Below are 23,985 nucleotides of genomic sequence, written 5' to 3'. Positions count from 1 at the left end.
GCCGGTGGGGGCACTGACGCTGATGGCCGGGTTCGGGGCGCTGATCGGCGCCGTCGTGCTCGCCTGGAGGGCGCTGGCCGCGGGCCGCGGCGGGCGGAGGGTGGCGGCGGCGCGGCTGGCCGCCGTCGAGGACGTCTACGGCGCGGGCGCGGCGCCGCCCGAGCCCGCGGCGGAGCCGTTCGCCGACCGCGTGCTCCGCCCGCTCGCCGCCAGGTTCGGCGAGCTCGGCCGCAGGCTCACCCCCGCCGGGCTGGTCGCCCGGCTGCACCGCTCGCTGTCGTACGCGGGCAACCCGCCGAAGTGGCCCGCCGAGCGGGTCATGCAGGCCAAGGGCCTGGGCCTGGCGGGCGGCGCCCTGCTGGGCCCGCTGTACGGCTCCGGCCTCGGCGGCTCCGGGGCGCTGATCGGCGCGTTGGCGGGCGCGGCCGCCGGGTTCCTCCTGCCCGACCTGCTGATCTACAACCTCGGCGTGCGCCGCCAGCAGGAGATCGCCAGGACCCTCCCGGACGTGCTGGACATGCTCACCGTCAGCGTGGAGGCGGGCCTGGGCTTCGACGCGGCCGTGGCGCAGGTGCGGTCCAACGCCGAGGGGCCGATGGCGGGCGAGTTCGCCCGGGTGCTGCGCGAGATGCAGATCGGTAAGCCGCGCAGCGACGCGCTGCGGGCCATGGCGGGCCGCACGACCGTGGTGGAGCTGCGCGGCTTCGCCGCCGCGGTGGTGCAGGCCGGGGAGCTCGGCGTGCCGATCGCGAACGTGCTGCGCGAGCAGTCCAGGGAGATGCGGCTGCGCCGCCGCCAGCGCGCCGAGGAGGCCGCGCAGAAGGTCCCCATCAAGATTCTCTTTCCGCTGCTGTTCTGCCTCTTCCCCGCCCTCTTCGTGATCATCATCGGCCCGGGCGCCCTGCGCATCATGGAGCTCCTCGGTACCTGAGCGGCCGGGCCTGCCCGCTCCGGCCGCGATGGCGCCGGCGGGCCGCGCTCCCTCGGCCGAGGGGTTCGTGACCCGCCCGGGGGCGGCGTCCGGCCGATGGGAGCAGTGGTTAGCTTTGTGTGTTCGACTGTTACGGAGTGTCATCGTCGGCCCGCCCTCGCGCCGGGGAGCGTGCCGGTCGCCGGTCCGCCGAGCGGCACGGGAATGTCAGCTTGCGATGGATCCGGAGGTGCCGTGGCCCAGGCCGACAGCCAGAGCAGACTGCGCGACCGGTTCGCCGTGCTCCTCGGCCCGGTGGCGTGGCTGCTGCTCGTGGCGCTCGCGGCGGGCACGTGGACGTGGGCCGGCCGGTTCCTGCGGACCGCGGAGGACGGGGGCCTGGCCCAGCGCACCCAGGTCGCGGCCGCCTTCACCCGGTCCTACCTGACCGGGCTCGCGACCAGGCAGCGGCAGGACGCCGCCAGGGCCCTGGCCGACCGGACCGTCAGCCAGGAGCGGCTGGAGGTGTTCGGGGCGGGACTGGGCTACACGTCCATGATCCTGCTCGACGACCGCGGCCGGGTCATGCTCACCTGGCCGTCGCAGCCCGCCCTGATCGGGCGGGACCTGGCGGACGAACTGGAGCACGTCCGCCTGGCCCTGCAGCGGGACCGGATCACCGTCTCCGACGTGTACGCGTCGGTGGTGGTCCCCGGCCGGTCCCTCACCGCGATCGCCGTGCCGTTCCCGACCCCCTACGGGCGGCGGGTCTTCTCCGGAGGGCTCGTCGCGGCCGACAGCCCGCTCGGCGACTACCTGCGCGAGGCGGTCGTCCCCCGCGGCGGCCACGCCTACCTCGTCGACCGGTTCGGCAACGTCGTCGCCGCCACCAGAGGCCTGGGCCCGCAGATCGTCCCCCTGGCCCGGCTCGTTCCGCCCCTGGCCGCGGCGCTGGAGCGGAGCCCGGACGGCGACTACCGCGCGGCGGGCCAGGACTGGCACTACACCTCCGCCCCTGTCTGGCCGGACGGCTGGCGGCTGGTGACCGAGGCCCCGCACCGGAGGCTGTACGCCCCGGCGGACGAGGCGCAGCGGCGCTTCGGGGTCGTCCTGCTGGCGGCCGCGCTCTTCGGGCTGGTGGCCGTCGCCGCGATCGGGCACATCGCGCACCGCCGGCTGCAGGGGCAGCGGCAGCTGCGCCGCCAGGCCGCCGAACTGCACGCCTTCAACACCGAACTGGAGCTGCTGGCCGCCAGCATCTCCCACGACCTGCGCACCCCGCTGACCGCGATGAGCGCGTACGCCGAGGTCCTCGCCGAGCACTACCCGGGACGGATGTCCGCCGAGGAGGCGGGCCTGTTCGTGGAGAAGATCCGCTCCAACGCGGCCCGGATGGCCGACCTCATCGCCGCCCTGCTGTCGTTCTCCCGGCTGCAGCGCGGTCAGGTCGACCTGCGGCGGGTGGACCTGGCCGCGCTCACCGGCCAGGTGTGGGCGGACCTGGCCGAGCGCCGGGCCGGCCGCGACATCCGGTTCGACCTGGCCGACCTGCCGCCCTGCCAGGGGGATCCCGCCCTGCTGCGGCAGGCGGTGACCACCCTGCTGGACAACGCCGTCGAATCCACCCGGGACCGGCCGGTCGCCCGCATCGAGGTCGGCTACCAGGCCGGGCCGGAGGGCTTCACCACCTACCTCGTCCACGACGACGGCGTCACACTCGATCCCGGCCAGCTGAAGGAGCTGTTCACCCCCTTCCAGCGGCTGCACCCCACCGGCACCTACCAGAGCGTCGGCATGGGCCTGAGCCTGGTGCAGCGCATCATCACCCGGCACTCCGGGCGCATCTGGGCCGAAGCCCGGCCCGAAGGAGGCACGACCTTCTTCTTCACCCTGCCCGTCGCCCTCCCCGACACGTGACGTCACCGCCGCCGGGGCCGAGCCGCCGCCGTGCTCCGGCAGACCGTGCGGACGGCCCGCACCCGCCGCCGTGACCCGGGTGATCGGTCGTCGGGGAGCCCGGCGGACCGCGCCCGGTCGCCGTTCCCGGGTGCCCGGCCGCCACGGTGCCCGGCCGTCGTTCCGGGTGCTCATGCGTCCGGGATCCTCGGTGGTTTCGGGACTTTAGAACTTCCGGGTTCCGGCAACCGGGCTGCACCTTTCCTGCACTGGGGCCGCTACGTCCAGACGGCTTACTGGATGTCGTAGGCCGCTACGACACGGGCCCGCACCGGCCACCGGCACCACCGGCCGAGACCTCGTCGCCGCAGCAAAGGACATCCGCTTTCATGACCGCCACCGCCCGCCTCGCCGCCCGCGCCCTGACCACCGCCGCCGCCCTGACCCTGGCCGGCGCGGTCGTGGCCGGCACCGCGAGCGCCGCCGCCGCCGACAGCGGTGAGGGTGAGCAGGTCATGCTCAAGGGCGCCACCACCGCGTCCTACTACTGGGACGACGCCTCCGGTCGCGCCGGTGACACCGGGCTGCCCGCCTCGGGCAAGCCGATGCAGAAGGGCCTGGCCGCCTCCCCGTCCTGGCCGCTGATGACCGAGGGCTACGTGCTGTACAAGGGCAAGAAGGCGCCGTTCTTCGTGGGCGACCGCGGCCCGGGCATCCCCTCCAACCGGGGCATCATGCTGGACCTGGACGCCAAGACCTTCGCCGACCTGACCGGCGGGGAGTTCAACGCCGACACTCTGGGCGTGGACGGCAACGGCGGCAAGGGCCACATCAAGGTCACCTATGTGGTCACCAAGTGGGGCAAGGGCGTCGGCAAGAAGAACCACCCGGAGCCGTTCGCCTCCGGTGCGTGGGCGGTCAAGGACAAGAACCCGGCCACGCCGGTCACGGTCAAGACCGAGCCGGCCGTTCCGGCCAAGGACCTGGTCGCGACCGTGCTGCGCACCGCCACCCGCTGAGACCCGCACCCCGGATCGCACCACCGCCCGGTGACCCCTGATCGGGGCGACGGGCACCCGAGCAGACGCCGTCGAGGCCGCCACCCGGACACCCGGGCGGCGGCCTCGACGGCGTTCCGGGCCTCAGCCGGCGAGCGAGAGCGGAGCGGGCTTCGGGGGCGGCCCGGCGAGGACCCAGCGGCCGCGGCCGTCGCGCTTGGCCTCGTACATGGCGGCGTCCGCCTTGCGGACCAGGTCGCCGGGGGTGGTGGTCTCGTCGACCACCGCGATGCCGATGCTCGTCCCCACGCGCAGCTCGTGGCCGTCGTAGCCGATCGGCTCGGCGATGGCATCCAGGACCCGCTCTGCCAGGGGGATCACGTCGGTGTGCACCGAGGCCTGCGGACACAGCAGCGCGAACTCGTCGCCGCCGAGCCGTACCACCAGGTCGTCCTCGCGCACGGCGGCGCGCAGCCGCCGGGCGACCTCCACCAGCAGGGCGTCGCCGGCGTCGTGGCCGTAGGTGTCGTTGACCGCCTTGAACCCGTCCAGGTCGAGGTAGAGCAGCACGTCGCCGGCGGAGCAGGCGTCCAGGCGGCCGGTGATCGTGCGCCGGTTGGCCAGGCCGGTCAGCGGGTCGTAGGAGGCCTGGTAGGCCAGGAGTCGCTCGGCCCGCTCCTGCTCGCGCACCGCCCCGGCGAAGCGGGCCAGGATGAAGGCGCTGGCGGCGACGGTGGCCACCAGCAGCGCGATGCGCTGGGCCTGCGGGCCGGATCCCTGGGCGACGGCGACCGCGGGGGCGGTCAGCAGCGCCAGGCCGAGGAAGACGAGCCGGGCCGGGTGCAGCGTGCGGGTCCGCGGGTTGGGACGGATCAGCTCGGCGCGGCCGGGGTGCAGGGCGGTGATCACCATCAGCGAGTTGCCGAACAGCACCAGCCCGCCGAGCGAGGCCAGGCTCTCCATCGCCACGCCCAGATGCGGCAGGACCGCGTACCCCAGGTCGGTGACCAGCCGCAGGCAGGCCGCCGTGACCAGCAACCCGGTCGGGGCGCTCCGCCTGCCGGGGGACAGCACCAGCAGCAGCACCGCCGCCGTGATCAGCACGTCGCCGAGCATGTAGCCGGCGTCCAGCGCGATGCCCGCGGTGTAGAGGCCGCCGCTCGCCTCCAGCGCGGGCGCGACCAGGAGCCACCACATGCCGATAGTCACCGCGGTGGTGAGGGTGAGCATGTCGAGCAGCGGCTCGCGCAGCTGCCCCCGGGCCCGGAGCCGGGCCATCAGCATGATCCCGGTGCCGAGCGCGAGGTATCCGGCGAGCCACGGGGCGTCCATCCAGCCGGTCGGGTCCCAGTACGGGAAGAACCGGAACGCGGCCGACGACACCAGGTCGCCGGCCAGCCAGAACGTCTGGGCGACCGCGATCAGCAGCCACGGCCACCGTTCGCCGGGCCCGGCCTGGCGCAGCGCGGCCCACCAGGCGGCGGCGCACACGACGGTGTAACCGGTGAAGTAGATGACGTCGCCGGTCACGGCTTCCGCCGTCGCCGCGGTGGCGACGGAGACGAGCGCCGCCGCCGGTAGCAGCCATCGGGTACGGAGAGAGGCCATACAGAGATGATCGGCCGATCATCCGGGATTCTGAGTCCGTCCCCGGGAAAAACGCGCCGGAGAGCGGCACGGCCGGCGGACCGGGCTGTTGACCCTTTCCCCTGTATGACCAGGGAAAGGGTCAACAGCCCGGTCCGCGTGCCGAAGCTACGGGGGAGACCCGCGGGGTGCCTTCGGCGTGACTCCTCCGCTCCCTGAAGGGAGCGGCTTCTCGCTTTCCTCTGCCGAGGTGGGCGACGGACAAGCCCTGCCCGTTTCAAGCAGAGAAACCGTAACAGGGAAGCGATTCCCCTGCCGGGTGAACCCGGCAGTCCCCTCGCTAGATCTGATGGAAGATCGCGATCGGACCGGCGGCCCGTGCGGGCGCCGGGGGACGCGGCGGTTGAGGAAAGGCAGTGGCGATGAGGGAGCCGTTCCTGGCCCTGCTCTTCATGCTGTCGGCGGTGGTGGCCTCCGCCGTCGCGGTGGTCGGCTGGCGGCGCAGGCGCGTGGCGCCGGCGGTGGGCACCTTGGCGGTCGTCGCCGCGGGCATCGCCGTCTGGTCGGCTACCGGCTGGCTCGGTTTCCTGACCGTCGACCCCGGCGTGTCCGTGTGGCTGGGCGCCACGGGTTTCCTGGCCGTGGGCGTCGTCATGGCCGGTTTCCACTGCCTGTCGCTGGCCGTGGTCGACCGCGCCTGGCGGCTGTCGCGCCGTACGGCCCTGTGGCTGTCGGTGGAGCCCGCGCTCGTCCTCGCCGTGTTCCTGGTCGCCCCCTGGCGCCGCTGGTTCATCTCGTTCGCGGACCCCGCCGGGGAGGGCGCCCTCCAGGTGGACCTCGGCCCGCTCTTCTGGGCGCACACCGCCTACAGCTACGTCCTGCTCACCGTCTGCGTGGCGCGGCTGGTGCGCGCGTGGATCCGCGGTCCGCGCGCCCAGCGGCGGCTGTACGGGATCACCCTGCTGGCCGCCACGCCCTCCACCGCGGTCAACGTCGCCAGCCTGCTGGGCCTGACCAGCGAGGCGGACATGACCCCGGTGGGGTTCTGCGCCACCGTGGTCCTGTCCTACTGGGCGCTGGTGCGCCTGTCCCTGCACGAGCTGGTGCCGGTCGAGCGCACGCACGTGCTGGACCGGATCAGCGACCTGGTCCTGACGATCGACCCCTCCGGTCGCATCCTCGACCTCAACCCGGCGGCCGACCGCATGCTCCGGCAACTGGCGCCCGGCGCGCCCGAGCGGATGACCGGGCTGCCGATCCTGGGCGTGCTGGCCCACGTTCCGCTCACCGACACGCAGGCCGCACCGCTCCCCTCCCCTGCGGAGGGGAGCGATCCGGGGATCATGACCGTGGCCGAGCACAAGGACGCCGTGCCCGGAAAGCTGTTCCCCCAGGGTCTGGACGCGCCGCTCGACCTGGCCGACCAGATGGACGCCCACTACACGGTGGTGGATGCGGGGGGTCGTGGGGTGGATCTGAATGTGCGGGTGAGTGCGTTGGTGGATGCGCGGGGCCAGCGGGTGGGGTGGGCGTTCGTGGGGCGGGATGTGACGGCGTTGAACGCGCAGCGGCGGGCGCTGGTGGAGGCGAACGCGCGGTTGCAGGAGCAGGTGGCGATGATCGAGGCGTTGCGGGCGGATCTGGCCGAGCAGGCGGTGCGGGATGCGTTGACGGGGTTGCACAACCGGCGGTTTCTGATGGAGGCGCTGGGGCGGGAGTTGCGGTTGGCGGCGGCGTCGGGGGAGGCGCTGAGTGTGGCGTTGCTGGACATCGATCATTTCAAGCAGATCAATGATCGTTATGGTCATGGTGCGGGTGATCAGGTGTTGATGCGGTTCGCGAAGCTGGTGGGGGGGCGGATCCGGTCGGGTGATGTGGTGGCGCGGTATGGGGGGGAGGAGTTCGTGATCGTGTTGCCGGGGGCGTCGGGGGAGCAGGCGTTGGAGCGGGTGGAGGAGATCCGGGTGTGGGTGGCGGCGGGGCGGGTGCCGGCGGGGGGTCATACGTTGTCGGTGTCGTTCAGTGCGGGGGTGGCGGCGGTCTCGGGGGGGATGGAGGCGGGGGAGTTGTTGCATGCGGCGGATGAGGCGTTGTACGCGGCCAAGCGGGCGGGTCGGAACCGGGTGATGCTGGCCGGGACGGCCGAGGTGTCCGGGGCCGCCGAGGTGTCCGGGGCGGCCGAGGCGGGGACCGCGGCCGCCGGGGTTCCCGGGGGTGTCGGGGTCGGGAGGGCGGTCGAGACCGGGGGCGGGGTGGCGGTCGTGGGGCCGGGGGCCGCGGCGGCGGGGACGGCCGCGGCCTGAGCGCCGGGCGGGACCGTGCGGGGACCGGGCCCGGAACCGCCACCTGAACGTCTCCGGTGGGGGCGGCCGGAATACGCCGGAAAGAGGCCGCAGGACTGATGGCTGATCGTTAGGGTTGGCGGCGTCTTGTTGGCCGCATCTGCGGGGGTTGGCTATGACCTCGGTCGATCGGACGACGTTTCCACGGTTTGGCCGCGGGAACCACGGGTGTTGTTCGCCGCGGCCCTGGCTTGATGCCCGTTGCAGGGGTGGCATGATGACGGACCGGCACGTCCCAGCCCGTTCCTGGATGGCCTGATCAGGAGCTCGTTCACAGCAACTGCGCGGCAAGTTCCTGCCATTGACGCCATGGCGGCTCATCCGGTGTGGCCGTCAGCACGTGCAGGCTGACGTGATCCGCACCGGCATCGAGATGCCGCTCAACCCGCCGAGCGATGTCCTCTGCCCCGCCGGTGGCCACCAGGGCGTCGACCAGTCGGCCGTCGAGGGATTCGGCGTCGTCGAATCCCAGGTCGCGCAGCAGTGCGAGCCGGTTGGGCAGGGCAGCGGCCGCGTGGGCCCGGGCCAACTCGGCCGCGCGGGCGCGGGATGAGTCCAGGACAACGAGCTGGGTGACCGCCAGCAGCGCTTGCGGTCCGAGCAGGCTTCTGGCCCGGCGGGTGTGCTCGACCGGCATGCCCAGCGGGTGGGCGCCGCAGGCGCGTTCGGCGGCGAGCTGGAGCATCTTCGGGCCCAGCGCGGCCAGCACCCTAGGCGCCCCGGGAGCAGCCGGCGGGCCGAAAGGGGCGGCCTCCATCGCGTCCAGGTAGGCGCGCATGGTCGCCACCGGCGGGCCGAAGCGATGGCCGCGCACGTCGGTGACCAGGGCAGGATGGCTGACGCCGAGGCCGAGCAGGAACCGCCCGGGGAAGGCCTCGGCAAGGGTGCGCTGCGCGGCCGCGGCACTGACCGCATTGCGGGCATAGATGTTGGCGGTGCCGGTGGCGATGACCGTCTGCCGGGTGGCCGACAGCAGCAGAGCGGCCTGGGCCATCGCCTCGCGGCCGGTCGTCTCGGGAAACCACAGGGCCGGATAGCCGAGGTCCTCAATGGCGGCGGCCGCCTGGCGCAGGGCAAGGGCGGGATAGCGGTCCATCTCGCCCGCCCAGATGCCGACCCTTCCGAGGGCGAGCGCGTTCATCGGTCCTGCTCGGCGGTGTCCTGGGCGGCCAGGAAGCCGGCGATCTGGGCCGCTCCCGTCCGCTGCAGCCAGGTGCGCAGGTCCATCAGGCCGGGGTGCAGAGCGCGGGTGAAGGCGACGTCGGCGCGGTAGCCGCGTTCGTTGAGCCAGGTGTAGGCGTAGGCGAACTCCTCGCCGATCTGCGCGATCACCTCGATCGGGATCTGGACGTACGGCAGCGGCCGGCCGACGGCTTCGGAGATGGCCGCGGCGATCTGGCATGGGGTCAGCTCGTCCCCGGCCAGGTCGACCGCCCGGCCGATCCACTCGCCCGGCTGGGCGAAGGCCAGCGCGGCGAAGGCGCCGACGTCGTCGACGGCCATGATCTGCTGCGGCGTGTCGGCGGCGAACGCGGTGGCCACGGCGCCGTCGTGCAGGTGGTAGGCACCGGTGTAGTTCTCCATGAAGGAGACCGGGCGCAGGAAGGTCGCGGGCAGGCCAAGCCGGGTGATGTGCTGTTCGATCCGCCACTTGTTGATCGTGTTGCTCGGCAGCTTCTCGGTGTTGTGGCGGTCCGCGCCGGCGAGCGAGGCGTAGACCAGGTGCCGCACACCGGCGGCGTGGGCCGCGTCGGCGACGTTGCAGCCCCAGCGGACCTCGTCCTCGGCCGAGAAGCCTGCCGGGGTGCCCGGGGAGCCGACGGTGGGCTGCACGCTGAACAGGCCGTAGGCGCCCTCGGCGGCGGCGACGAGCGAGGCGACGTCGTCCATCTCGGCGCGGACGAGCTCGGCGCCCGTCTGCGCCAGCGCCCGGGCCGGCGCGGCATCCGGATCGCGCGTCACCGCCCGTACCCGCCAGCAGTCGGCGAGCAGCCGCGCCGTCACGGCTCGACCCTGCAGGCCGGTGGCCCCGATCACCACGATGGTCTTCACGATATGTCTCCCGACAGTAGGCATGCGGAGGCCACCCGCTTAACTGGGGTGTCCCTCCGTTTCTGGGTGAGTACGATATGGAGGGCCACTCCGTTTTTGCAAGCCCGCCGGGAGGTCACATGCCGCCAGACAGCCGTACGACCTCGCCTACGCGGCCGATGCGCGCGGACGCGCGCCGCAACTACGACCGCATCCTGGCCGCGGCCGCCGAGGCCATCGCCGAGCAGGGGGCCGAAGCGTCCCTGGAGGAGATCGCCCGACGCGCCGGCGTCGGCTCGGCCACGCTGCACCGCCACTTCCCCTCCCGGCAGCGGCTGCTGGAGGCCGTCTTCCGCGACAAGGTCGAGGCCCTGTGCGCCACCGCCGCCGACCTGGCCGCCGACCCCGATCCCGGGCACGCGCTGGCGACCTGGCTGGGAGCCGTCGCCAGGCACGCCGTGTCCAACCGGGGCCTGGCCGCCTCGCTGATGCGGGGGGCTCAGGACGGCGATCCCACCCTGGGCGCCACCTGCCACAGCATGATCACCAACGCGGGAGCAGACCTGCTGGCCCGCGCATGCCGGGCGAACGCCGCACGGCCCGACGTCTCGATCACGGATCTGCTCAAACTCGTCAACGCCATCTGCCTGGCCGTTGAGCAGGAACCCGACGGTGCGGCCCAGGCCGACCGGCTGCTCACCCTTGCGCTGACCGGAGTGCACCCTGCAGGAGAGACGGCGGGCCGAAGAAACTGACGGTCGCCGGATCCTGTCCGCCCAGTTCGGCCTCCGCCCCGTCACCGGGCGGGGCCGGCTTTCCTACCCGCGCGCCGAGTACCTGTTCAGGACCGCCACCGCCCGGCTCGACCCGCACTGCCAGGGGTGGACGTTGCATCAGCTCCGGCATGGCGCCCTGCAGCATCTCGCCCAGGCCGGGCGTACCGCCCCGGAGTTGCAGGCCAAGAGCCGCCACCAGCACCTGGCCGGCCTGGGCCGCTATGTGCGCTTGGGCGAGGAGACCTCCGCGCGCATCACCGCCGAAGCGGACCCCGTCCAACGTCGCCGAACCCGCCGATCCTGGACCGCTCCACCTTGCCGGGGATGGTCGCGACTGTCGCCGAACCCGCTGAGCTGCGACTACAGCAGCCCACGGCCCTTTTTTGGCGTATTCCGGCCGCCCTCCGCAATGGGTTCGGGGTGGTTCAGGGTGCCCCGGGCGAGGGCGGAGCCGGCGGGAGCAGACGGCTCCGGGTGGCCTCGACCCCTTCGAGCAGTACGGCCAGCCCGACGGTGAAGGCCTCGTCGGCCTGCCGCGCCACGTGGGGCGCGGGCTCGTCGTCACGGGGCGGGACGGAAGCGGGAGCCGGCTCGTCGTCGCGGGCCGGAACGGGGGCGGGAGCCGGGTCCTGCGCGGAGAGCCGTACCGACATGGGGAAGCGCTCGGCGAAGTCGGGGGCGAGGCGCGCCAGCAGAGCCGACCGGCCGGCCCACCACTCCTGGTCCGACACGCCGGTCGCGGCGGCGGCGAGCCGCGACTCGGCCGCCGCCTGGGCGTTGCCGCGCACGAAGCCGAACAGCGCGGACACCACGGCGCGCAGCGTCGCGGCGGGCAGTCCCGTGTGGAAGAGGACGCCCGCCAGCGACTCCAGTACGGCCTGCTCGTGGGGACCCAGCACGGGGCGGGCGTAGGACACCCGCAGCACCCACGGATGCCGCAGGTAGAACGATCTGAGCTCTCCAGCCCACGAGGTCGCCGCAGCCCGCCAGCCCCGGCTCAGGTCGTACCGGCCGGGCAGTTCGGCGTGCGCCCGGTCGTACATCAGGTCCAGGAGCTCCGCCTTGCCCGGCACGTAGGTGTACAGGGCCATGGAGGTGCAGCCGAGCCGCTCGGCCACCGCGCGCAGGGAGACCTCGGCCGTGGACGCCTCGTCGGCCACCGCGATCGCCGCCTCCACGATGGCGCCGACGCTCAGCGCGCGCTTGGGTCCCGGAGCCCTGCGCGCGTCACGGGTGCGGTTCCGCGGCGCTTCCGGCCCGCCCCACAGCAGCGCCATTGACCGCTCGGCGTCACCCTGACCTGCGAACACGCTCACGAATTAACTCCTTATTACATAAGCTATCATCGTTCTCCGAGATCAGTTTATGGCGTATGGAGTTATCGGCCCCGGCGCCGCACCGGTGAAGGAACGGAGATCCCATGCCCGAGGCGAGACTGCACGACGGAAGCGTGATCGAGATCGAGGTGCACGGCACCGGCCCGGCCCTGCTGCTCCCGGTCGATCCCCGGCCGGCCGCCGGAGAGCGGGCGGAGGAGCTGCGCAGCTGGGGCATGGACCCCGCGCTGGGCCGTTCCCTCGTCGAGGGGCTCGGCGACGTGTTCCGGGTCGTCGCCTTCGATTACGAGGGCCACGTCATGGCCGCCCCGAAACCCGGCACCCTGACCCCCGACGCCGTCGCCGCCGACCTGCTGGCGGTCGCCGACGCCGTCGGCGCCGACAGGTTCGCCTACTACGGCTACTCCTGGCTGGCCCTCAGCGGACTCCAGCTCGCCGTCCGCACCGGCCGCCTCTGGGCGCTGGCCATGGGCGGGTTCCCGCCCCTGGCCGGGCCGTACGCGGAGATGCTCAAGGTCACCGAGGCCACCCACGAGCTGGCCGTCGCCGCGGGCGCCCCGCCCGAGTCCCGGGAGTCGCCGTCCCCGCGGGCCTCCGGGGACGGGACGGAGAGCGGGCGGGCGTCCGGGGACGGCACGGAGAGCGAGTCGGCGTCCGGAGATCCGGCGCGGGACGGGCGAGCCCTCGAGGAACCCGCCCGGGACGCCGAAGGCACCGGAGACGCCGGAGACGCCGGAGACCTCGACTGGTCGACCATCGAGGTGACGCTGACCGAACCTCAGACCCGCCAGTTCGTCACCCTCTACCGGGCGTTGCAGGACTTCGACGACCGGACCGCCCAGCCGCGGGTCACCTGCCCCCGCCTGTGCTTCGTCGGCTCGGCGGACGAGATCTCCTACGGCGAGCGCTGGGGCGGCGTCCGGGTCAGCCTGGCCGCCCCGGTCATCGACCGGCGCGCCGAGCTCGAGGCCCTCGGCTGGGACGTGCGCGTCCTGGACGGGCTCGACCACACGCAGGCCATGCAGCCCGCCCGCGTGCTGCCGATCCTGCGGCCCTGGCTCCTCTCCCGGACCGGCCGCTGACCGCCCGCCGCCCGGTTCGGGCTCCGGCTCGCGCCTTCGTGTCGGTCAAGCGTTCGCGGCCGTGACGGTGCCGTCGGTGCCGTCGACGGTGATGACGGTGCCGTCGCAGAGCCTGCCGGTCGCGTCCGGGACGCCGAGGACGGCGGGGATGGCGTGCTCGCGAGCGACGATCGCGGCGTGGGAGAGCACGCCTCCGGTCTCGGTGACCACGCCGGCGGCGATGCGTAGCAGCGGCGTCCAGGCGGGGTCGGTGAAGGGGCAGACGAGGATGTCGCCCGAGCGCACGCGTGCGAAGTCGCCGGGGCCGCGGACGATTCTCGCGGTGCCGGTCGCGGTCCCGCGGCTGCCCGGTGTCCCGGTGAGCGCGGCGGCCGGGACGTCCGGGGCGCCGGAAGGCGGCGCCGGCGGTGGGAGCGCGGCGGTGACCGGCCGCGCCTGCAGGATCCAGGTGCGGCCGCCGGCGATCGCCCACTCGATGTCCTGCGCTCCGCCGAGCAGGGCGGCGACGTCTCTGCCGAGCCCGGCCAGCCGTGCGGCGGTCGCGTCGTCGATCGTCGACCGATTCCGGGCGGGGACGGGCACCGCACGGGTGACGAGCCGCGTGCCCCGCCGGTCGAGGCGGGTCCGTTTGTCCGCGACGGTGCGGGTGACCGAACCGCCGACGGCGACGAGGTAGGCGTCGGGGGTGACCGTACCGCCGACGACGCCGGGGCCCAGGCCCCAGGACGCCTCGATCCGGGTGGCGCCGTCCGGGTCCGCGGGGGTGAACATGACCCCGGACGCCTCGGCGTCCAGGTGGCGTTGGACGATGACGGCCATCCGGGGAGCGCCGGACGGCCGGTCGCCGCGGCGGGAGGCGCGCCGGTAGCCGACGGCCCGGGGGGAGAACAGCGAGGCCCAGCAGGCCCGGACGGCCTCGGCGACCCGGTCGGCTCCGCGCACGGCGAGGAAACTCTCGTACTGGCCTGCCGCCGATGCCTGGGCGGTGTCCTCGCCCGCCGCCGACGACCTCACCGCCACGGGCGGATCGCCGAGCTCGTCGAGCGCGCGTCCCAGCGCACCGATCAGGGCGGGGTGGAGCGGGCGGGTCCCGATCGCCCGTCGCATCGCGCCGGGTCCGTCCGGCTCGCCGGCGGACCGCCCGGGCTCCGGGTCGGGAACGGCGTCCAGGTAGGCGGCGCCGAGGTGAGCGGCGTCGAGGTAGGCGGCGAACGGGACGACGAAGCCGCCGGGAACCGGCAGGCCCGCGCGGAGCATCGCGCCGAGGGCGTCCGCCTTGCCCCCGCAGGTCTCGGCGACCGCCTCCGCGAGCGGTACGATCATCCACCCAGCCTTTCAACAGAAAATTGACAATGTTCTGTTGATTGTGGATCATGGGCCGCATGGAACGCAAGCACGACATCGCTCATGCCGGGCGCACCGACCACGTCCAGGCTCAGCGTGAGCGGGACGCGCGCGAGCGCCTTCTGCGCCTGGGCGCGGACGCGCTCGACGCCCGCCCGTGGCGGCCCGCACCCACTCCGACGTCGGCGGTCGACCTCGTGCAGTTCGCCCTCTGGCGCTGGGCCGACCTGGGCCCGGAGGACGTCCTGAGCGCGCTCGCCCTCCTGCCCGCCGCACGCGCCGAGATCGAGGAACTCGAGGCCGGCCTGCTGTTCACGGCCCGGAGCGCGGGGCTGACCTGGGCGCAGATGGCGCACGCGATGGGGTTCAACTCCCCGCAGGCGTGCCAGCAGCGGTACACCCGCCTGGCCGCACGGCAGGACGACGGCTCGTGACGCGGGACTCCCCGCCCGACCTGCTGGTCCTGCACGCCGTACGCCTCACCGGGTTCGCGGACACCCCGGTGATCGCTCACCGGTTCGGGCTCGACGCGACCGAGGCCGAGGAGGCGCTGCGCGACGCCGAGTCCCGCGGCTGGGTCGGGCACACCGCGTTCGCCGGCACCGGGGGCTGGTCGCTGACCGACTCGGGCCGGGCCGAGAACGAGCGCCGGCTCGCCGCCGAACTCGCACGCGCCGGCGGGGCCGACGAGGTCCGGGCCGTCCACCGCGAGTTCCTCCCGCTGAACGCCCGCCTGTTGCGGGCCTGCACCGACTGGCAGATCCGGCCCGCCGCCGGGGACCGGCTCGCCGTCAACGACCATTCCGACCCCGCCTGGGATGCGAGGATCCTCCGCGAGCTCGCCGACATCGACCGGGCGCTCGCACCCCTCGCCGACCGGCTCGGGAGCGTCCTCACCCGGTTCCGCGGATACGACACGCGGTTCGCCGCGGCCCTGGCGCGCGCCCGGGCCGGGGAGGGCGCCTGGGTCGACCGCACGGACGTCGACTCCTGCCACCGTGTCTGGTTCGAGCTCCACGAGGACCTCATCGCCACGCTCGGCCTGGACCGGCACGCCGAACCCTGACCCGCGGACCCGAACCCTGACCCTGACCCTGGCCCTGACCCACGGAACCGAACCCGGACCCGGACCCTCGCCCTGACCCGCGGACCCGGACCGGCACGCCGAACCCCGACCCCGCGCCGCGCCGTCTCTCGCCGACCGGGGAGGATCCGCCTCGCCCCCGTGCTCCCCGCTACGGCCCTCCGGCCGCATCCGCGGGACGCCCGGGGGCCGGCGGGGTGAGCGAGGAGAGCGCGGCCAGCAGCTCGTCCATCCGGGCGCCGCGCGCCTCGGCCGCCTCCAGCGCGGCGTGCAGTTCCCGCGCCCTGGTCTCGGCGGCCAGCCGTCCGGAGTGCGCCCGCTCGGCCTCGGCTCTCGCGGAGGCCGCCTCCTGACCGGCCCGGCCGAGCTCATCACGGACCCGGTGGAGGTCCTCGCGGACCCGATCGAGATCCCGGCGGGTGCGCTCGGCCTCGGTCCGGGCCGCCGAGGCCTCACCGTGGGCCGTCTCGGTCTCGGCGCGGGCCCGCTCGCGCGCGGTCTCGGCCGCCTCGGCCCTCACCTGGAACTCCTGGGCCCGTTCCCGGGCACCGCGCGCCTGCTCGCGCAGGGCCGCGCACTCGGCGGCCGCCTCGGCCAGCGCCCGCTCGGCCTCCGCCAGCCGACCGGCCCTGTCCTCATGGGCGGCCCGCAGCCCGCGCAGCTCCTCCCGTACGGCACGCAGTTCGGCGGCCAGCTCCCCGCGTTCGGCCTCGGCGGCCGCCCGGCCGGTCTCGGCGGCCTCCCGGGCCGCCTCCGCCTGGCCGCGCGACCGCTCCTGGGCGGCCACCTCCTGCCAGGCCTGGAGCCGGACCTCCTCGGCCTCGGCTCGGGCGCGGTCGGCCAGCCGTTCGGCCTGCTCGCGCGCCGAACGGTCCTCGCGGGCGGCGGCCAGGGCCTCACGGCGGCGGCGCTCGGCCTGCTCGGCCCGCTGCCCGGCCGCCTCGGCCTCCGCCCGCGCCTGCGCCGCCTCGGCCTCGGCTCCGGCGATGCGGGCCAGCGCGCCGGTCTCGGCCGCCTCCAGGCGCTCGACGAGCCGCGCCAGCAGGGCGCCGAGCTCTCCGGCGGCGGGCAGCAGCCGATCGGCGAGCGCGCCCGCCTCGGCGAGGGGTTCGGTGAGATCGGCGGCCTGCCGTGCCCGCCGGGCCCGGGAGGCGGCGTCCGCGCAGGCCTTCCGGCAGTAGAACCGGGGGCGGCCTCCCCTGCGCCGCCCCTCCTCGTCGAGCGGCTCGGGCGGCAGGGGCTCCCCGCAGTGCACGCAGTCCTCGGTCCGCCGCTCCGGCGCGGAGCCGGTCCGCGGGGCCGACGCGGTCTCCTCGGGATCGTCCTGGTCGTCCTGGTCACAGAGGTCGCCGATCATGGCTGGAGCTTAACATCAAAAGCATTCGCGTCATCGCTAAAAAGAATCACGCGTCGCGAAACACTTTCCTCGACCCCATCTGAGTTGCGATAACACCCGGTTAACGCAACTCAGAACAAAGGGCCGAAGAACGCACTCTCAGGGCTCCTGCCCGTGCCGGGGTCGCCGTAGTAGGGGTGGACCCGCAGCGGAACCGGAACGCACGTCAAGCCGGTTCGAGCAGCTCGGCAGAGCGACCAGGAGGGGGCCCGAGGGTGTCGGCGTGCGTTCCGGTCGCGTGTCCCCGCTCGAGAGCCGCGAAGGACGACTCGGTCGGCGTGGACGACCTCGCTGGGTCTTGTCGATACCCGGCACCGCCACCGGCTCGTGCTCAACCGGTGAGGAGAGCCTCTGTCCCGATCAGGACGGCGGTGACTTCAAGAGTGATACCGAGGTGGCGGCCTGTCATGCCCTTCGCCCTCGTCAGGCCGAAGGCGTACCTGTCGACGCTGGTCGTGGCCCGGACTCTCAAGCACTGGTCATCGGTGATGACCGGGCCGAGTGCCAGGACCGTCGGCCGGGTCATGCCCCGCACGGTCAACGACCCCTGCACGCTGACGCCTTCAGCGGATCGTCCGACATTCCGGCTGCGGAAGACGATTTCAGGGTGCACAGCGGCGTCGAGGTAGTCCGAGGACCGGACATGCTCATCCCGCTGCGGGTTACCGCTCTCGAAGCTGGCCGCCCGGACCACCGCCTCCACAGCGCAGTCGCCGATGTCCTCGGTGATCGAGATCCGGCCGTGATCGACGGTGAAGGACCCCCGCACAGGCAGCAGACCGAACACCGCACGTGTCGTGAACCGGACCGTCGTCGCACCCGGGTCTATGCGGTAAACGCCCGGTGCCACCCCGGGCCCGCTGACACCTGGATCTTCTATCACGCCGACCGCTTCCTTCTGTCGATGGCGGAGCATGGTGTCGGCGGTCGCATGGCCCGGGGAGCGCTTGCCGACGCGTGTCGCCTCAATGATCTCCATGGAGACGACGATAGAAAAGCCGGTTCACCGCCGGAATCCGACTACGTGCACACCTCAGGTATGGGTAGGTACACCGTCTTGAGGTGACTCCTCCGCTCCCTGAAGGGGAGCGGTTCTCGCTAACGACTCCTAACAAAATGACCTTGGCCGTATCCACCCTTCCGGATGATCGTTGATCTGTGCGTGAGGAAGGGTGGGCAGCCTCCGTGGATCGTCTCGGACGGGCTCTGAGCATCATGTGATCGCCGACGGCAACGGCATCCCCCTCGCGATCAGCCTGACCGGCGGCAACCGTGGGTGACGTCACCCAGCTCATGCCGCTGCTCAAGGGCATCCCACCGGTCCGGGGCCGGCGCGGGCGGCCCCGGCAGCGCCCGAAGACGCTGTACGCCGACCGCGGCTACGACCACGACACGTACCGCCGCACGGTCTGGGCCAAGGGCGTGAAACCCGTCATCGCCCGCCGGGGCACCCCGCACGGTTCCGGCCTGGGCGCGCACCGATGGGTGATCGAGCAGACGATCGCGTTGCCGCACCGGTTCCGCCGCCTGCGCATCCGCTGGGAGATCCGCGACGACATGCACGAGGCCTTCATGACGCCGGCCGCATCGATCATCTGCCGGCGGCGCCTCGTCCGCTGATCATTCTGCTAGGAGTTGTCAACGAGGTACTGCCAGGACGTCCTGGAGTACGTCCTTCAGCGTGACGCGGGCCAGCTCGCGCCGGAGGGTCTCCTCGATGACGTCGTAGATGCCCTGCATCGCCGGCTGGATGCCGTGACCCACCACGCATCCCGGGTCGGGGGCGGCGCGGTGCAGCGCGAACAGCGGGCCGGGCTCCACCGCCTCGTACACGTCGAGCAGGGTCATCGATTCCAGGTCGCGTGCCAGCGACCAGCCCGCACCCACCCCGCGCCGGGACTCCACGAGCCCCGCCCGGCGCAGGTCGCCGAGCAGCCGGCGGATCACCACGGGATTGGTGCTCGCGCTGGCCGCGATCTGCTCGGAGGTGGCGACCTCATGGCCCTGGCGCTGGTAGAGGCCGATCCAGGCCAGCGCGTGGGCGGCGATGGTCAACCTGCTGTTGGCGCTCATGAACCCGTTCCTCCCGATCGCAACTCCCGATGTTACGACAACAACTGTCGTAACAGACAAGGTTGCGACAGAAAGATGTAACTATTACTGTTACGACAACTCGAAGAGGGTCAACCAGTGAGGTGAAGAATGAACAAGCCGCTGACAGGCAAGGTCGTCCTGGTCACCGGAGGGTCCCGCGGGCTCGGAGCCGCCACCGTACGGCTGCTTGCCGAGCAGGGCGCCGACGTCGCGTTCACCTACGTCAACTCCGACAAGCAGGCCCAGGCCATCGTCGACGAGGTGCGCGGCAAGGGAGCGAAGGCCGCCGCGTTCAAGTCCGACCAGGCGGACGTGAGCCGAGCGCCGGCACTGATCGACGACGTGGTCGCGCACTTCGGTGGCCTGGACATCCTCGTCAACAACGCCGCGATCTCGGTGAGCGGCACGGTGGACGACCCGGATGCCGACACCTCCGCCCTGGACCGGATGCACGCCACCAACTACCTCGGCGTGATCGCCGTCACCCGGGCCGCCTCCCGAGTGCTGCGCGAGGACGGCCGCATCATCACGGTGAGCTCCGGGCTGGGCACGCGAGTCGGCGTCCCAGGCGTGGCCGACTACGCGGCGACCAAAGCGGGGATCGAACGGTACACCATGGGCGTCGCCCGCGACCTCGGCTCCCGAGGCATCACCGCCAACGTCGTGGAAGCCGGGCTGATGGAAGGCGGCATGGACGCACCGGATCCTGAAACCCTCAAGGCCCTGCTCAGCTCGCTGTCCCTGCAACGCATGGGACACCCCGACGAGATCGCCGCGGCAATCGCCTTCCTGGCCGGCCCCGCCGCGTCGTACGTCACAGGCGCCAAGCTAGACGCCCACGGCGGCTACAACGCCTGAGCCGCAGCGCCGTCAGCGCGTCCCATCCTGGTACGTAGGGGCTGGCGGATCCCGAGTACATTCCGGGTTCCGCTGGTCACAGTGCTCTGCCGGTGAGAGTGTTGAGCGCCCGGTTGTTGTCGGTGATTTGCGCCCGGTTGTTGTCAGTAGAGTCTCCGGTCCCGGCAAGGCCGGCATCGACCAGTGCATCGAGCAGTTGCGTCACAAGAGCTCCGCTCCCGGGCGAGGCCGTCTCCGCGGGGCTGCTGCTGGCCGACTATGCCGACACGACGTCATCGACGCGCTTCTCCAGCGGCTTCACCGGGACCCGGCTGCCCCTGCGCGGGGGCCGCCTCACGACCGCCGCGTAACCGGCTCCCCCGGGGAAGGTCAGGCGGGCTCAGGCGGGCCGACCGGGCGGGCCTCGGGAGGCGGCGTGCCGACGATCGCGATGTCGTGCTCGGGGGCCGGCTCGGCCGTGAGGCGGGCGGCGGTGATGCGGTCCCGGCGGAACCAGCGGACGGCCTCGCGTTCCCGGCACCACCCGGCCAGGTACCAGCGGCCCCACATGTGGGCGAACTTAATCGGTTCGACCCGGCGGCGGCTGTCCCGGCCGTGGGCGTCGACGTAGGTGATCGCGACGACGACCCGGCGGCGCAGGGCCTCGGCCACGATCTCCAGGGGAGAGGGCCCCGAGGCGGTTTCCTCCACCCAGACCCGGCCCGCCAGGTCCTCCGCCTGCCGCCGGGAGGCGGGGTCCAGGACGTCGAAGATCTTGGCCAGGGCGGCCGCGCCGTCCCGCGCGAAGGGGCCGTCCCCGGCCACGGCCAGCGCGGCGGCCACCGCGACCGCCTGCGACGGAGTGAGATTGATCGGCGGGAGGGTCGCCGCCGCGTCCAGGACGTATCCCCCACCCGGGCCCGCCTGGGTCCGGAGCGGCAGGCCGGACTGCTGCAGGGCGGCGAGGTCGCGCTTGATCGTACGGGTGCTCACCTCGAACCGGTCGGCCAGCCGCCGCGCGGTCCGCCCTCGCGGCCCGGCCCGGCGCAGCTCCTCGGCCAGCGCGTAGAGACGGTCGGTGCGGTTCACCAGAAAATGGTGACATAACGGTGTCACCAGGTCTCCTTGATCCTTGTCCGGAATCGCTGTCTCCCCGTGAGGACGGACCCATGAGCCGAAACGATCAGCAGTCCCCCCGCATCGTCGTCGATCCGCCCGAGCCCACCGTGGACACCCCGCTCCGGATCCGGCTCACCGGCCTGCCCCCGGGCGGGCTCGTCACGGTGCGGGCCCGCCAGCACGACCCGTCCGGACGGCGGCTCGCGGCGCACGCCACCTACCCGGCCGACCGGCGGGGAGAGATCGACCTCTCATCCCAGGCACCGCTGTCCGGGACGTACGACGGTGCCGACCCGATGGGCCTCATCTGGTCGATGTCCGACCAGGACGGCACTCCCGGTCCCAGGGTGCCGGAACCCGAGTCGCTCGCCCCGGTGACGGTCACGCTCACCGTGGAGGCGGGCGCAGAGACGGGCGGGGAGCGCCTCGCCGAGACCGCCTTCGACCGGCTGCGGCTGCCGCCCGCCGTACGGCGGACCGAGGTCCGTGACCACGGGCTGGTCGGCACGTTGTTCCATCCCGGGGAGGGTGGGCCGTGGCCGGGGGTGATCCTGCTCGGCGGCTCCGAGGGCGGGCTGCACGAGCTGGACGCGGCGCTGATGGCCGGGCACGGGTTCGCCGTACTCGCCCTGGCCTATTTCGGCGTCGAGCACCTGCCGCCGGAGCTGGTGGACATCCCGCTGGAGTACTTCGGCACGGCCGTCTCCTTCCTCCAGGGGCTGCGGCAGGTGCGGGCCGAGGCGATCGGGGTGATCGGAGCCTCCCGCGGAGGAGAGGCGGCTCTCCTTGTCGCGGCGACGTTCCCGCAAGTGAGCGCGGTGGTATGCACCGTTGGAAGCGGGGTCGTCACCCAGGGCATCTCCTTTCGCCCCACGTTGCCGGAGACCCTGGAGAACGCCCGGCCGTCCTGGACCCGCGAGGGCGAGCCGCTGCCGTTCCTCCCGCACACGATCACTCCCGAGTTCCGGCGGCAGATCGCCGAGGACGAGCCGGTCCTGCTGGGGCCGACCTTCCGCCCGGACCTGGCCGGGCCCGATCTGCTGGCCGCGGCCACCATCCCGGTGGAGCGGATCCGGGGACCGATCCTGTTCCTCACGGCCGGGGACGACCACTGCTGGCCCTCCCGCGAGCTGAGCGGGGTCGCCATGGCCCGGCTGGACGACCCGGCCTACCGGCACGTGCACTATCCGCAGGCGGGTCACCTGATCGCGCCGCCTCCGTTCACCCCCACCACCGCGCTGGTCGTCCCGGGCCCGGGTGCGCGCTTCAGCATGGGGGGCACGCCGAAGGCCAACGCCGCGGCCCGCGCCGACGCCTGGCGCCAGAGCCTGCGGTTCTTCGCCGAGCACCTCTCCGCGGAACCGGTCCCCACGAGCGTCTGACCCCTTACTCCGGACGGCGCCCAGGACCGCCGCAGCCGGGCCCTCGTACGGGATCGCGCCCTCCGGCGACGACGCCTGCCGGTGGATCGCCGTCCGCCCCCACCGCAACAGGCCGTCAGGATATCCTGACGAACATGACGTTCACGTCCCCGGACATCCCCGACCACGAGGGCTTCGCCGCCCCGGTGCTCCCCACCGGCGAGTCGGCCCCGTCCGCCGCCGCCTTCACCAAGACCTTCGTCGGCCACCAGGCGGCGTGCTCCTGCGGATGGACCGACCGGCGCCGGTTCCCGGCCACGCCGGAAGGCGCCAAGGAGACGGAGTACCGGTGGTGGAGCCGGCACGCCGCCCCTCTGATCGCGGCCGCACCGCCCGGCGAGCTCGTGGCCAGGTCGAACCTGCTGTGCGAGCGGATCACCGGTCTCGCCGCCGAGCGTCCCCTGGCCGCTCTCGCCCTGCTGTCCCAGGTGGAGAGCTGGCAGCGCACCCTGCTCGACCAGGCCGTCGCCCGGGCGCGGGAGAACGGCGCCTCCTGGGCTCAGATCGGGGAGGCGATGGGGATCTCCAAGCAGAGCGCCCACGAGCGGTTCAGGGCCCAGGTGAGCTCATGATCAGAAGTTCCCGGCGACCGCCCGCACCCCCCGGAGAAGCCGTCCTGACTTCTTCCCCGCGCCTGAAGGCGGGGACCGCCGGGCTCGAGGAGATTCGATGACCATGCCCGAGCACGGCACGGCCTGGCACGACGCCCGCTACGACATGCCGGTCAGCCGGCAGCTGGAGCGCTACGACGAGCTGGCCGCCAAAGACGCGTCGTCCCGCGCCCGGATCGAGCTGGTGGCGCGGGGGGTCTACGACCCCGTCCGGCACGGATCCGGGGACCGTCCTCCGCTCACCGCGGCCGAGCACATCGAACTGCTGGCGCTGGCGGAGAGCATCGCGCGCACCGTGCGCCACCCCTCCAACGTCCACCACGCGCTGCTGGCCGGGGTCACCTGGGCCGATATCGCCCGCGTCACCGACTCCGACGAGGCGGCCGTCCGGCGGGACTACCGCCGGTGGGCCGACGACCAGTACGACCTCAACCGGCGCTTCCCCGACCGCGGCATGACCGCCGACGAGCACGCCGCCGCGGTCGCGAGAGCCGCGGAGGGCGCCGGGGACGCCCCGCCGCGGACCGGGACCTCCGCGGATCCGTCCTGCGGTCGATGAGACACGGCTCCGTCTCCGGCCGGTCAGGGAGAAGCCTGGTCGCTGTCCTTGAACGCGCCCCAGCCGTGCCAGCGGTCGATCTGGATGACGGCGGTCACCCTGGCGCGGACCCGGTCGGGGTACGGCTTGCCGGTGTAGTGGCGGGAGATGCGGTCGATGTCGGCCAGGCCCTCGTCGTCGCGGAGTTCGACGGCGCGGCCGATCAGGCTCACGTGCGTGTACCAGCCGTCCCCGTCCAGGACGGTGAGGGTCACCCGGGGATCGCGCCGCAGGTGCTTCAGGCGCACCCGCCCCTCGTCCATGTTGACCAGGACCCGGCCGTCCTCCCACAGGTACCAGGTCGCGGCGGAGACGGGCGCGCCGTCCGAACGCAGCGTGGCGATGGTGCACGGGTTGGGCCGGGCCAGCATGGCCACGGCGTCGGCGGGCAGCGGGGGCTTGGACATGCTTCTCCTCCGGGACACGGACGCGGGCGGTCGGAACCAAGGACGATCTTGCCCCGGGTCCCGTCCGTTCAACCGGAGGCGGAGAACGGGCGGGGCCGTACGGCGGTGTCGATCG

The 23,985-nt window shown here is 73.2% G+C and carries 23 protein-coding genes and 1 pseudogene; 13 read left to right on the top strand and 11 right to left on the bottom strand.

From position 1 onward, the window contains the following. Positions 1-4 precede the first annotated feature (4 nt). The 3 genes from HS048_RS35920 (at position 5) to HS048_RS35910 (ending at position 3,825) form a co-directional block, all read left to right on the top strand. Positions 5-931, top strand: a complete 927-nt coding sequence (locus HS048_RS35920) for a type II secretion system F family protein (protein WP_153054660.1) — start codon at positions 5-7, stop codon at positions 929-931. Positions 932-1,165: 234 nt separating this feature from the next. Further along, positions 1,166-2,827: an ATP-binding protein gene (locus tag HS048_RS38410; protein WP_196470308.1), complete on the top strand. Its 1,662-nt coding sequence runs from the start codon at positions 1,166-1,168 to the stop codon at positions 2,825-2,827. Between the two features lie 368 nt (positions 2,828-3,195). After that, a complete protein-coding gene (locus tag HS048_RS35910) occupies positions 3,196-3,825 on the top strand; it encodes a hypothetical protein (RefSeq protein ID WP_196470307.1) in 630 nt (209 codons plus the stop codon). A gap of 123 nt (positions 3,826-3,948) precedes the next feature. Here HS048_RS35910 and HS048_RS35905 read toward each other — a convergent pair whose 3' ends face one another. Next, positions 3,949-5,412, bottom strand: a complete 1,464-nt coding sequence (locus tag HS048_RS35905; protein ID WP_196470306.1) for a GGDEF domain-containing protein — start codon at positions 5,410-5,412, stop codon at positions 3,949-3,951. Positions 5,413-5,813: 401 nt separating this feature from the next. On the opposite strand from HS048_RS35905, the gene HS048_RS38625 reads away from it, so the two are divergent. Then, complete coding sequence (locus HS048_RS38625) at positions 5,814-7,694, top strand: diguanylate cyclase (protein WP_196470305.1); 1,881 nt, start codon at positions 5,814-5,816, stop codon at positions 7,692-7,694. A 310-nt stretch (positions 7,695-8,004) separates the two neighbouring features. Here the strand turns inward: HS048_RS38625 and HS048_RS35895 are convergent, their stop codons facing one another. Together HS048_RS35895 and HS048_RS35890 are read right to left on the bottom strand one after the other, a co-directional pair. Then, positions 8,005-8,874, bottom strand: a complete 870-nt coding sequence (locus tag HS048_RS35895; RefSeq protein ID WP_196470304.1) for a TIGR03620 family F420-dependent LLM class oxidoreductase — start codon at positions 8,872-8,874, stop codon at positions 8,005-8,007. Then, positions 8,871-9,785: an NmrA/HSCARG family protein gene (locus HS048_RS35890; RefSeq protein ID WP_196470303.1), complete on the bottom strand. Its 915-nt coding sequence runs from the start codon at positions 9,783-9,785 to the stop codon at positions 8,871-8,873. The genes HS048_RS35895 and HS048_RS35890 overlap by 4 nt, the downstream gene beginning before the upstream one ends. A 119-nt stretch (positions 9,786-9,904) precedes the next feature. Between HS048_RS35890 and HS048_RS35885 the strand changes: the two genes are divergently transcribed. Then, positions 9,905-10,519, top strand: coding sequence for a TetR/AcrR family transcriptional regulator (locus HS048_RS35885; protein ID WP_230882632.1), 615 nt, complete (start codon positions 9,905-9,907; stop codon positions 10,517-10,519). Positions 10,520-10,965: 446 nt separating this feature from the next. Here HS048_RS35885 and HS048_RS35880 read toward each other — a convergent pair whose 3' ends face one another. Beyond that, positions 10,966-11,856 carry a TetR/AcrR family transcriptional regulator gene (locus HS048_RS35880; protein WP_196470302.1) on the bottom strand — a complete coding sequence of 297 codons (891 nt, stop codon included), beginning with the start codon at positions 11,854-11,856 and terminating at the stop codon, positions 10,966-10,968. Between the two features lie 104 nt (positions 11,857-11,960). Between HS048_RS35880 and HS048_RS35875 the strand changes: the two genes are divergently transcribed. Beyond that, positions 11,961-12,959: an alpha/beta hydrolase gene (locus tag HS048_RS35875; protein WP_196470301.1), complete on the top strand. Its 999-nt coding sequence runs from the start codon at positions 11,961-11,963 to the stop codon at positions 12,957-12,959. Positions 12,960-13,004: 45 nt separating this feature from the next. Here the strand turns inward: HS048_RS35875 and HS048_RS35870 are convergent, their stop codons facing one another. Next, complete coding sequence (locus HS048_RS35870; protein WP_196470300.1) at positions 13,005-14,282, bottom strand: PEP/pyruvate-binding domain-containing protein; 1,278 nt, start codon at positions 14,280-14,282, stop codon at positions 13,005-13,007. A 59-nt stretch (positions 14,283-14,341) separates the two neighbouring features. Between HS048_RS35870 and HS048_RS35865 the strand changes: the two genes are divergently transcribed. Next, positions 14,342-14,737 (top strand): DNA-binding protein, encoded by a 396-nt coding sequence (locus tag HS048_RS35865; RefSeq protein WP_196470299.1) that lies wholly within the window; start codon positions 14,342-14,344, stop codon positions 14,735-14,737. Next, positions 14,734-15,369 (top strand): transcriptional regulator, encoded by a 636-nt coding sequence (locus HS048_RS35860; RefSeq protein WP_196470298.1) that lies wholly within the window; start codon positions 14,734-14,736, stop codon positions 15,367-15,369. Before HS048_RS35865 ends, HS048_RS35860 begins: the two co-directional genes overlap by 4 nt. Positions 15,370-15,538: 169 nt before the next feature. Here HS048_RS35860 and HS048_RS35855 read toward each other — a convergent pair whose 3' ends face one another. Next, the gene (locus HS048_RS35855) at positions 15,539-16,744 is read right to left on the bottom strand and encodes a hypothetical protein (protein WP_196470297.1); all 1,206 of its coding nucleotides are present in this window, start codon (positions 16,742-16,744) and stop codon (positions 15,539-15,541) included. A 370-nt stretch (positions 16,745-17,114) separates the two neighbouring features. Continuing rightward, on the bottom strand, positions 17,115-17,762 hold the full coding sequence (locus HS048_RS35850; protein ID WP_230882631.1) for a YceI family protein: 648 nt from the start codon (positions 17,760-17,762) through the stop codon (positions 17,115-17,117). Between the two features lie 217 nt (positions 17,763-17,979). Between HS048_RS35850 and HS048_RS35845 the strand changes: the two are divergent. After that, positions 17,980-18,403 (top strand): annotated as a pseudogene (locus tag HS048_RS35845) (transposase); the annotation flags it as partial. 18 nt (positions 18,404-18,421) lie between these two features. Here the strand turns inward: HS048_RS35845 and HS048_RS35840 are convergent. After that, positions 18,422-18,856, bottom strand: coding sequence for an Rrf2 family transcriptional regulator (locus tag HS048_RS35840; protein WP_196470295.1), 435 nt, complete (start codon positions 18,854-18,856; stop codon positions 18,422-18,424). A gap of 129 nt (positions 18,857-18,985) precedes the next feature. Here HS048_RS35840 and HS048_RS35835 point away from each other — a divergent pair, with 129 nt between their 5' ends. After that, the gene (locus tag HS048_RS35835; protein ID WP_196470294.1) at positions 18,986-19,735 is read left to right on the top strand and encodes an SDR family NAD(P)-dependent oxidoreductase; all 750 of its coding nucleotides are present in this window, start codon (positions 18,986-18,988) and stop codon (positions 19,733-19,735) included. 76 nt (positions 19,736-19,811) lie between these two features. On the opposite strand, the gene HS048_RS38405 is transcribed toward HS048_RS35835, so the two are convergent. After that, positions 19,812-19,940, bottom strand: a complete 129-nt coding sequence (locus HS048_RS38405; protein ID WP_255529891.1) for a hypothetical protein — start codon at positions 19,938-19,940, stop codon at positions 19,812-19,814. A 164-nt stretch (positions 19,941-20,104) separates the two neighbouring features. Next, on the bottom strand, positions 20,105-20,803 hold the full coding sequence (locus HS048_RS35830; protein WP_196470293.1) for a YafY family protein: 699 nt from the start codon (positions 20,801-20,803) through the stop codon (positions 20,105-20,107). 80 nt (positions 20,804-20,883) lie between these two features. On the opposite strand from HS048_RS35830, the gene HS048_RS35825 reads away from it, so the two are divergent. The 3 genes from HS048_RS35825 (at position 20,884) to HS048_RS35815 (ending at position 23,424) form a co-directional block, all read left to right on the top strand. Next, positions 20,884-22,215 (top strand): acyl-CoA thioesterase/bile acid-CoA:amino acid N-acyltransferase family protein, encoded by a 1,332-nt coding sequence (locus HS048_RS35825; protein WP_196470292.1) that lies wholly within the window; start codon positions 20,884-20,886, stop codon positions 22,213-22,215. Between the two features lie 134 nt (positions 22,216-22,349). Then, positions 22,350-22,826: a hypothetical protein gene (locus tag HS048_RS35820; RefSeq protein ID WP_196470291.1), complete on the top strand. Its 477-nt coding sequence runs from the start codon at positions 22,350-22,352 to the stop codon at positions 22,824-22,826. Positions 22,827-22,923: 97 nt separating this feature from the next. Next, complete coding sequence (locus HS048_RS35815; RefSeq protein ID WP_196470290.1) at positions 22,924-23,424, top strand: hypothetical protein; 501 nt, start codon at positions 22,924-22,926, stop codon at positions 23,422-23,424. 23 nt (positions 23,425-23,447) lie between these two features. Here HS048_RS35815 and HS048_RS35810 read toward each other — a convergent pair whose 3' ends face one another. Next, positions 23,448-23,870 carry a PPOX class F420-dependent oxidoreductase gene (locus HS048_RS35810; protein WP_196470289.1) on the bottom strand — a complete coding sequence of 141 codons (423 nt, stop codon included), beginning with the start codon at positions 23,868-23,870 and terminating at the stop codon, positions 23,448-23,450. Positions 23,871-23,985 lie beyond the last annotated feature (115 nt).

Source organism: Planomonospora sp. ID91781 (genome assembly GCF_015711595.1).
In the GTDB taxonomy this organism is placed as follows: Bacteria; Actinomycetota; Actinomycetes; order Streptosporangiales; family Streptosporangiaceae; genus Planomonospora; species Planomonospora parontospora.
Note: the sequence above shows the minus strand (reverse complement) of the source record. Positions and strands in the feature narration are given on the sequence as shown.

Bases quoted from the DNA above. Each gene is read 5' to 3' on its own strand.
- HS048_RS35910 (WP_196470307.1), top strand. From the start codon at position 3,196: ATGACCGCCACCGCCCGCCTCGCCGCCCGCGCCCTGACCACCGCCGCC.
- HS048_RS35905 (WP_196470306.1), bottom strand. From the start codon at position 5,412: ATGGCCTCTCTCCGTACCCGATGGCTGCTACCGGCGGCGGCGCTCGTC.
- HS048_RS38625 (WP_196470305.1), top strand. From the start codon at position 5,814: ATGAGGGAGCCGTTCCTGGCCCTGCTCTTCATGCTGTCGGCGGTGGTG.
- HS048_RS35895 (WP_196470304.1), bottom strand. From the start codon at position 8,874: ATGAACGCGCTCGCCCTCGGAAGGGTCGGCATCTGGGCGGGCGAGATG.
- HS048_RS35885 (WP_230882632.1), top strand. From the start codon at position 9,905: ATGCCGCCAGACAGCCGTACGACCTCGCCTACGCGGCCGATGCGCGCG.
- HS048_RS35875 (WP_196470301.1), top strand. From the start codon at position 11,961: ATGCCCGAGGCGAGACTGCACGACGGAAGCGTGATCGAGATCGAGGTG.
- HS048_RS35870 (WP_196470300.1), bottom strand. From the start codon at position 14,282: ATGATCGTACCGCTCGCGGAGGCGGTCGCCGAGACCTGCGGGGGCAAG.
- HS048_RS35865 (WP_196470299.1), top strand. From the start codon at position 14,342: ATGGAACGCAAGCACGACATCGCTCATGCCGGGCGCACCGACCACGTC.
- HS048_RS35855 (WP_196470297.1), bottom strand. From the start codon at position 16,744: ATGATCGGCGACCTCTGTGACCAGGACGACCAGGACGATCCCGAGGAG.
- HS048_RS35850 (WP_230882631.1), bottom strand. From the start codon at position 17,762: ATGGAGATCATTGAGGCGACACGCGTCGGCAAGCGCTCCCCGGGCCAT.
- HS048_RS35840 (WP_196470295.1), bottom strand. From the start codon at position 18,856: ATGAGCGCCAACAGCAGGTTGACCATCGCCGCCCACGCGCTGGCCTGG.
- HS048_RS35835 (WP_196470294.1), top strand. From the start codon at position 18,986: ATGAACAAGCCGCTGACAGGCAAGGTCGTCCTGGTCACCGGAGGGTCC.
- HS048_RS35825 (WP_196470292.1), top strand. From the start codon at position 20,884: ATGAGCCGAAACGATCAGCAGTCCCCCCGCATCGTCGTCGATCCGCCC.
- HS048_RS35820 (WP_196470291.1), top strand. From the start codon at position 22,350: ATGACGTTCACGTCCCCGGACATCCCCGACCACGAGGGCTTCGCCGCC.
- HS048_RS35815 (WP_196470290.1), top strand. From the start codon at position 22,924: ATGACCATGCCCGAGCACGGCACGGCCTGGCACGACGCCCGCTACGAC.
- HS048_RS35810 (WP_196470289.1), bottom strand. From the start codon at position 23,870: ATGTCCAAGCCCCCGCTGCCCGCCGACGCCGTGGCCATGCTGGCCCGG.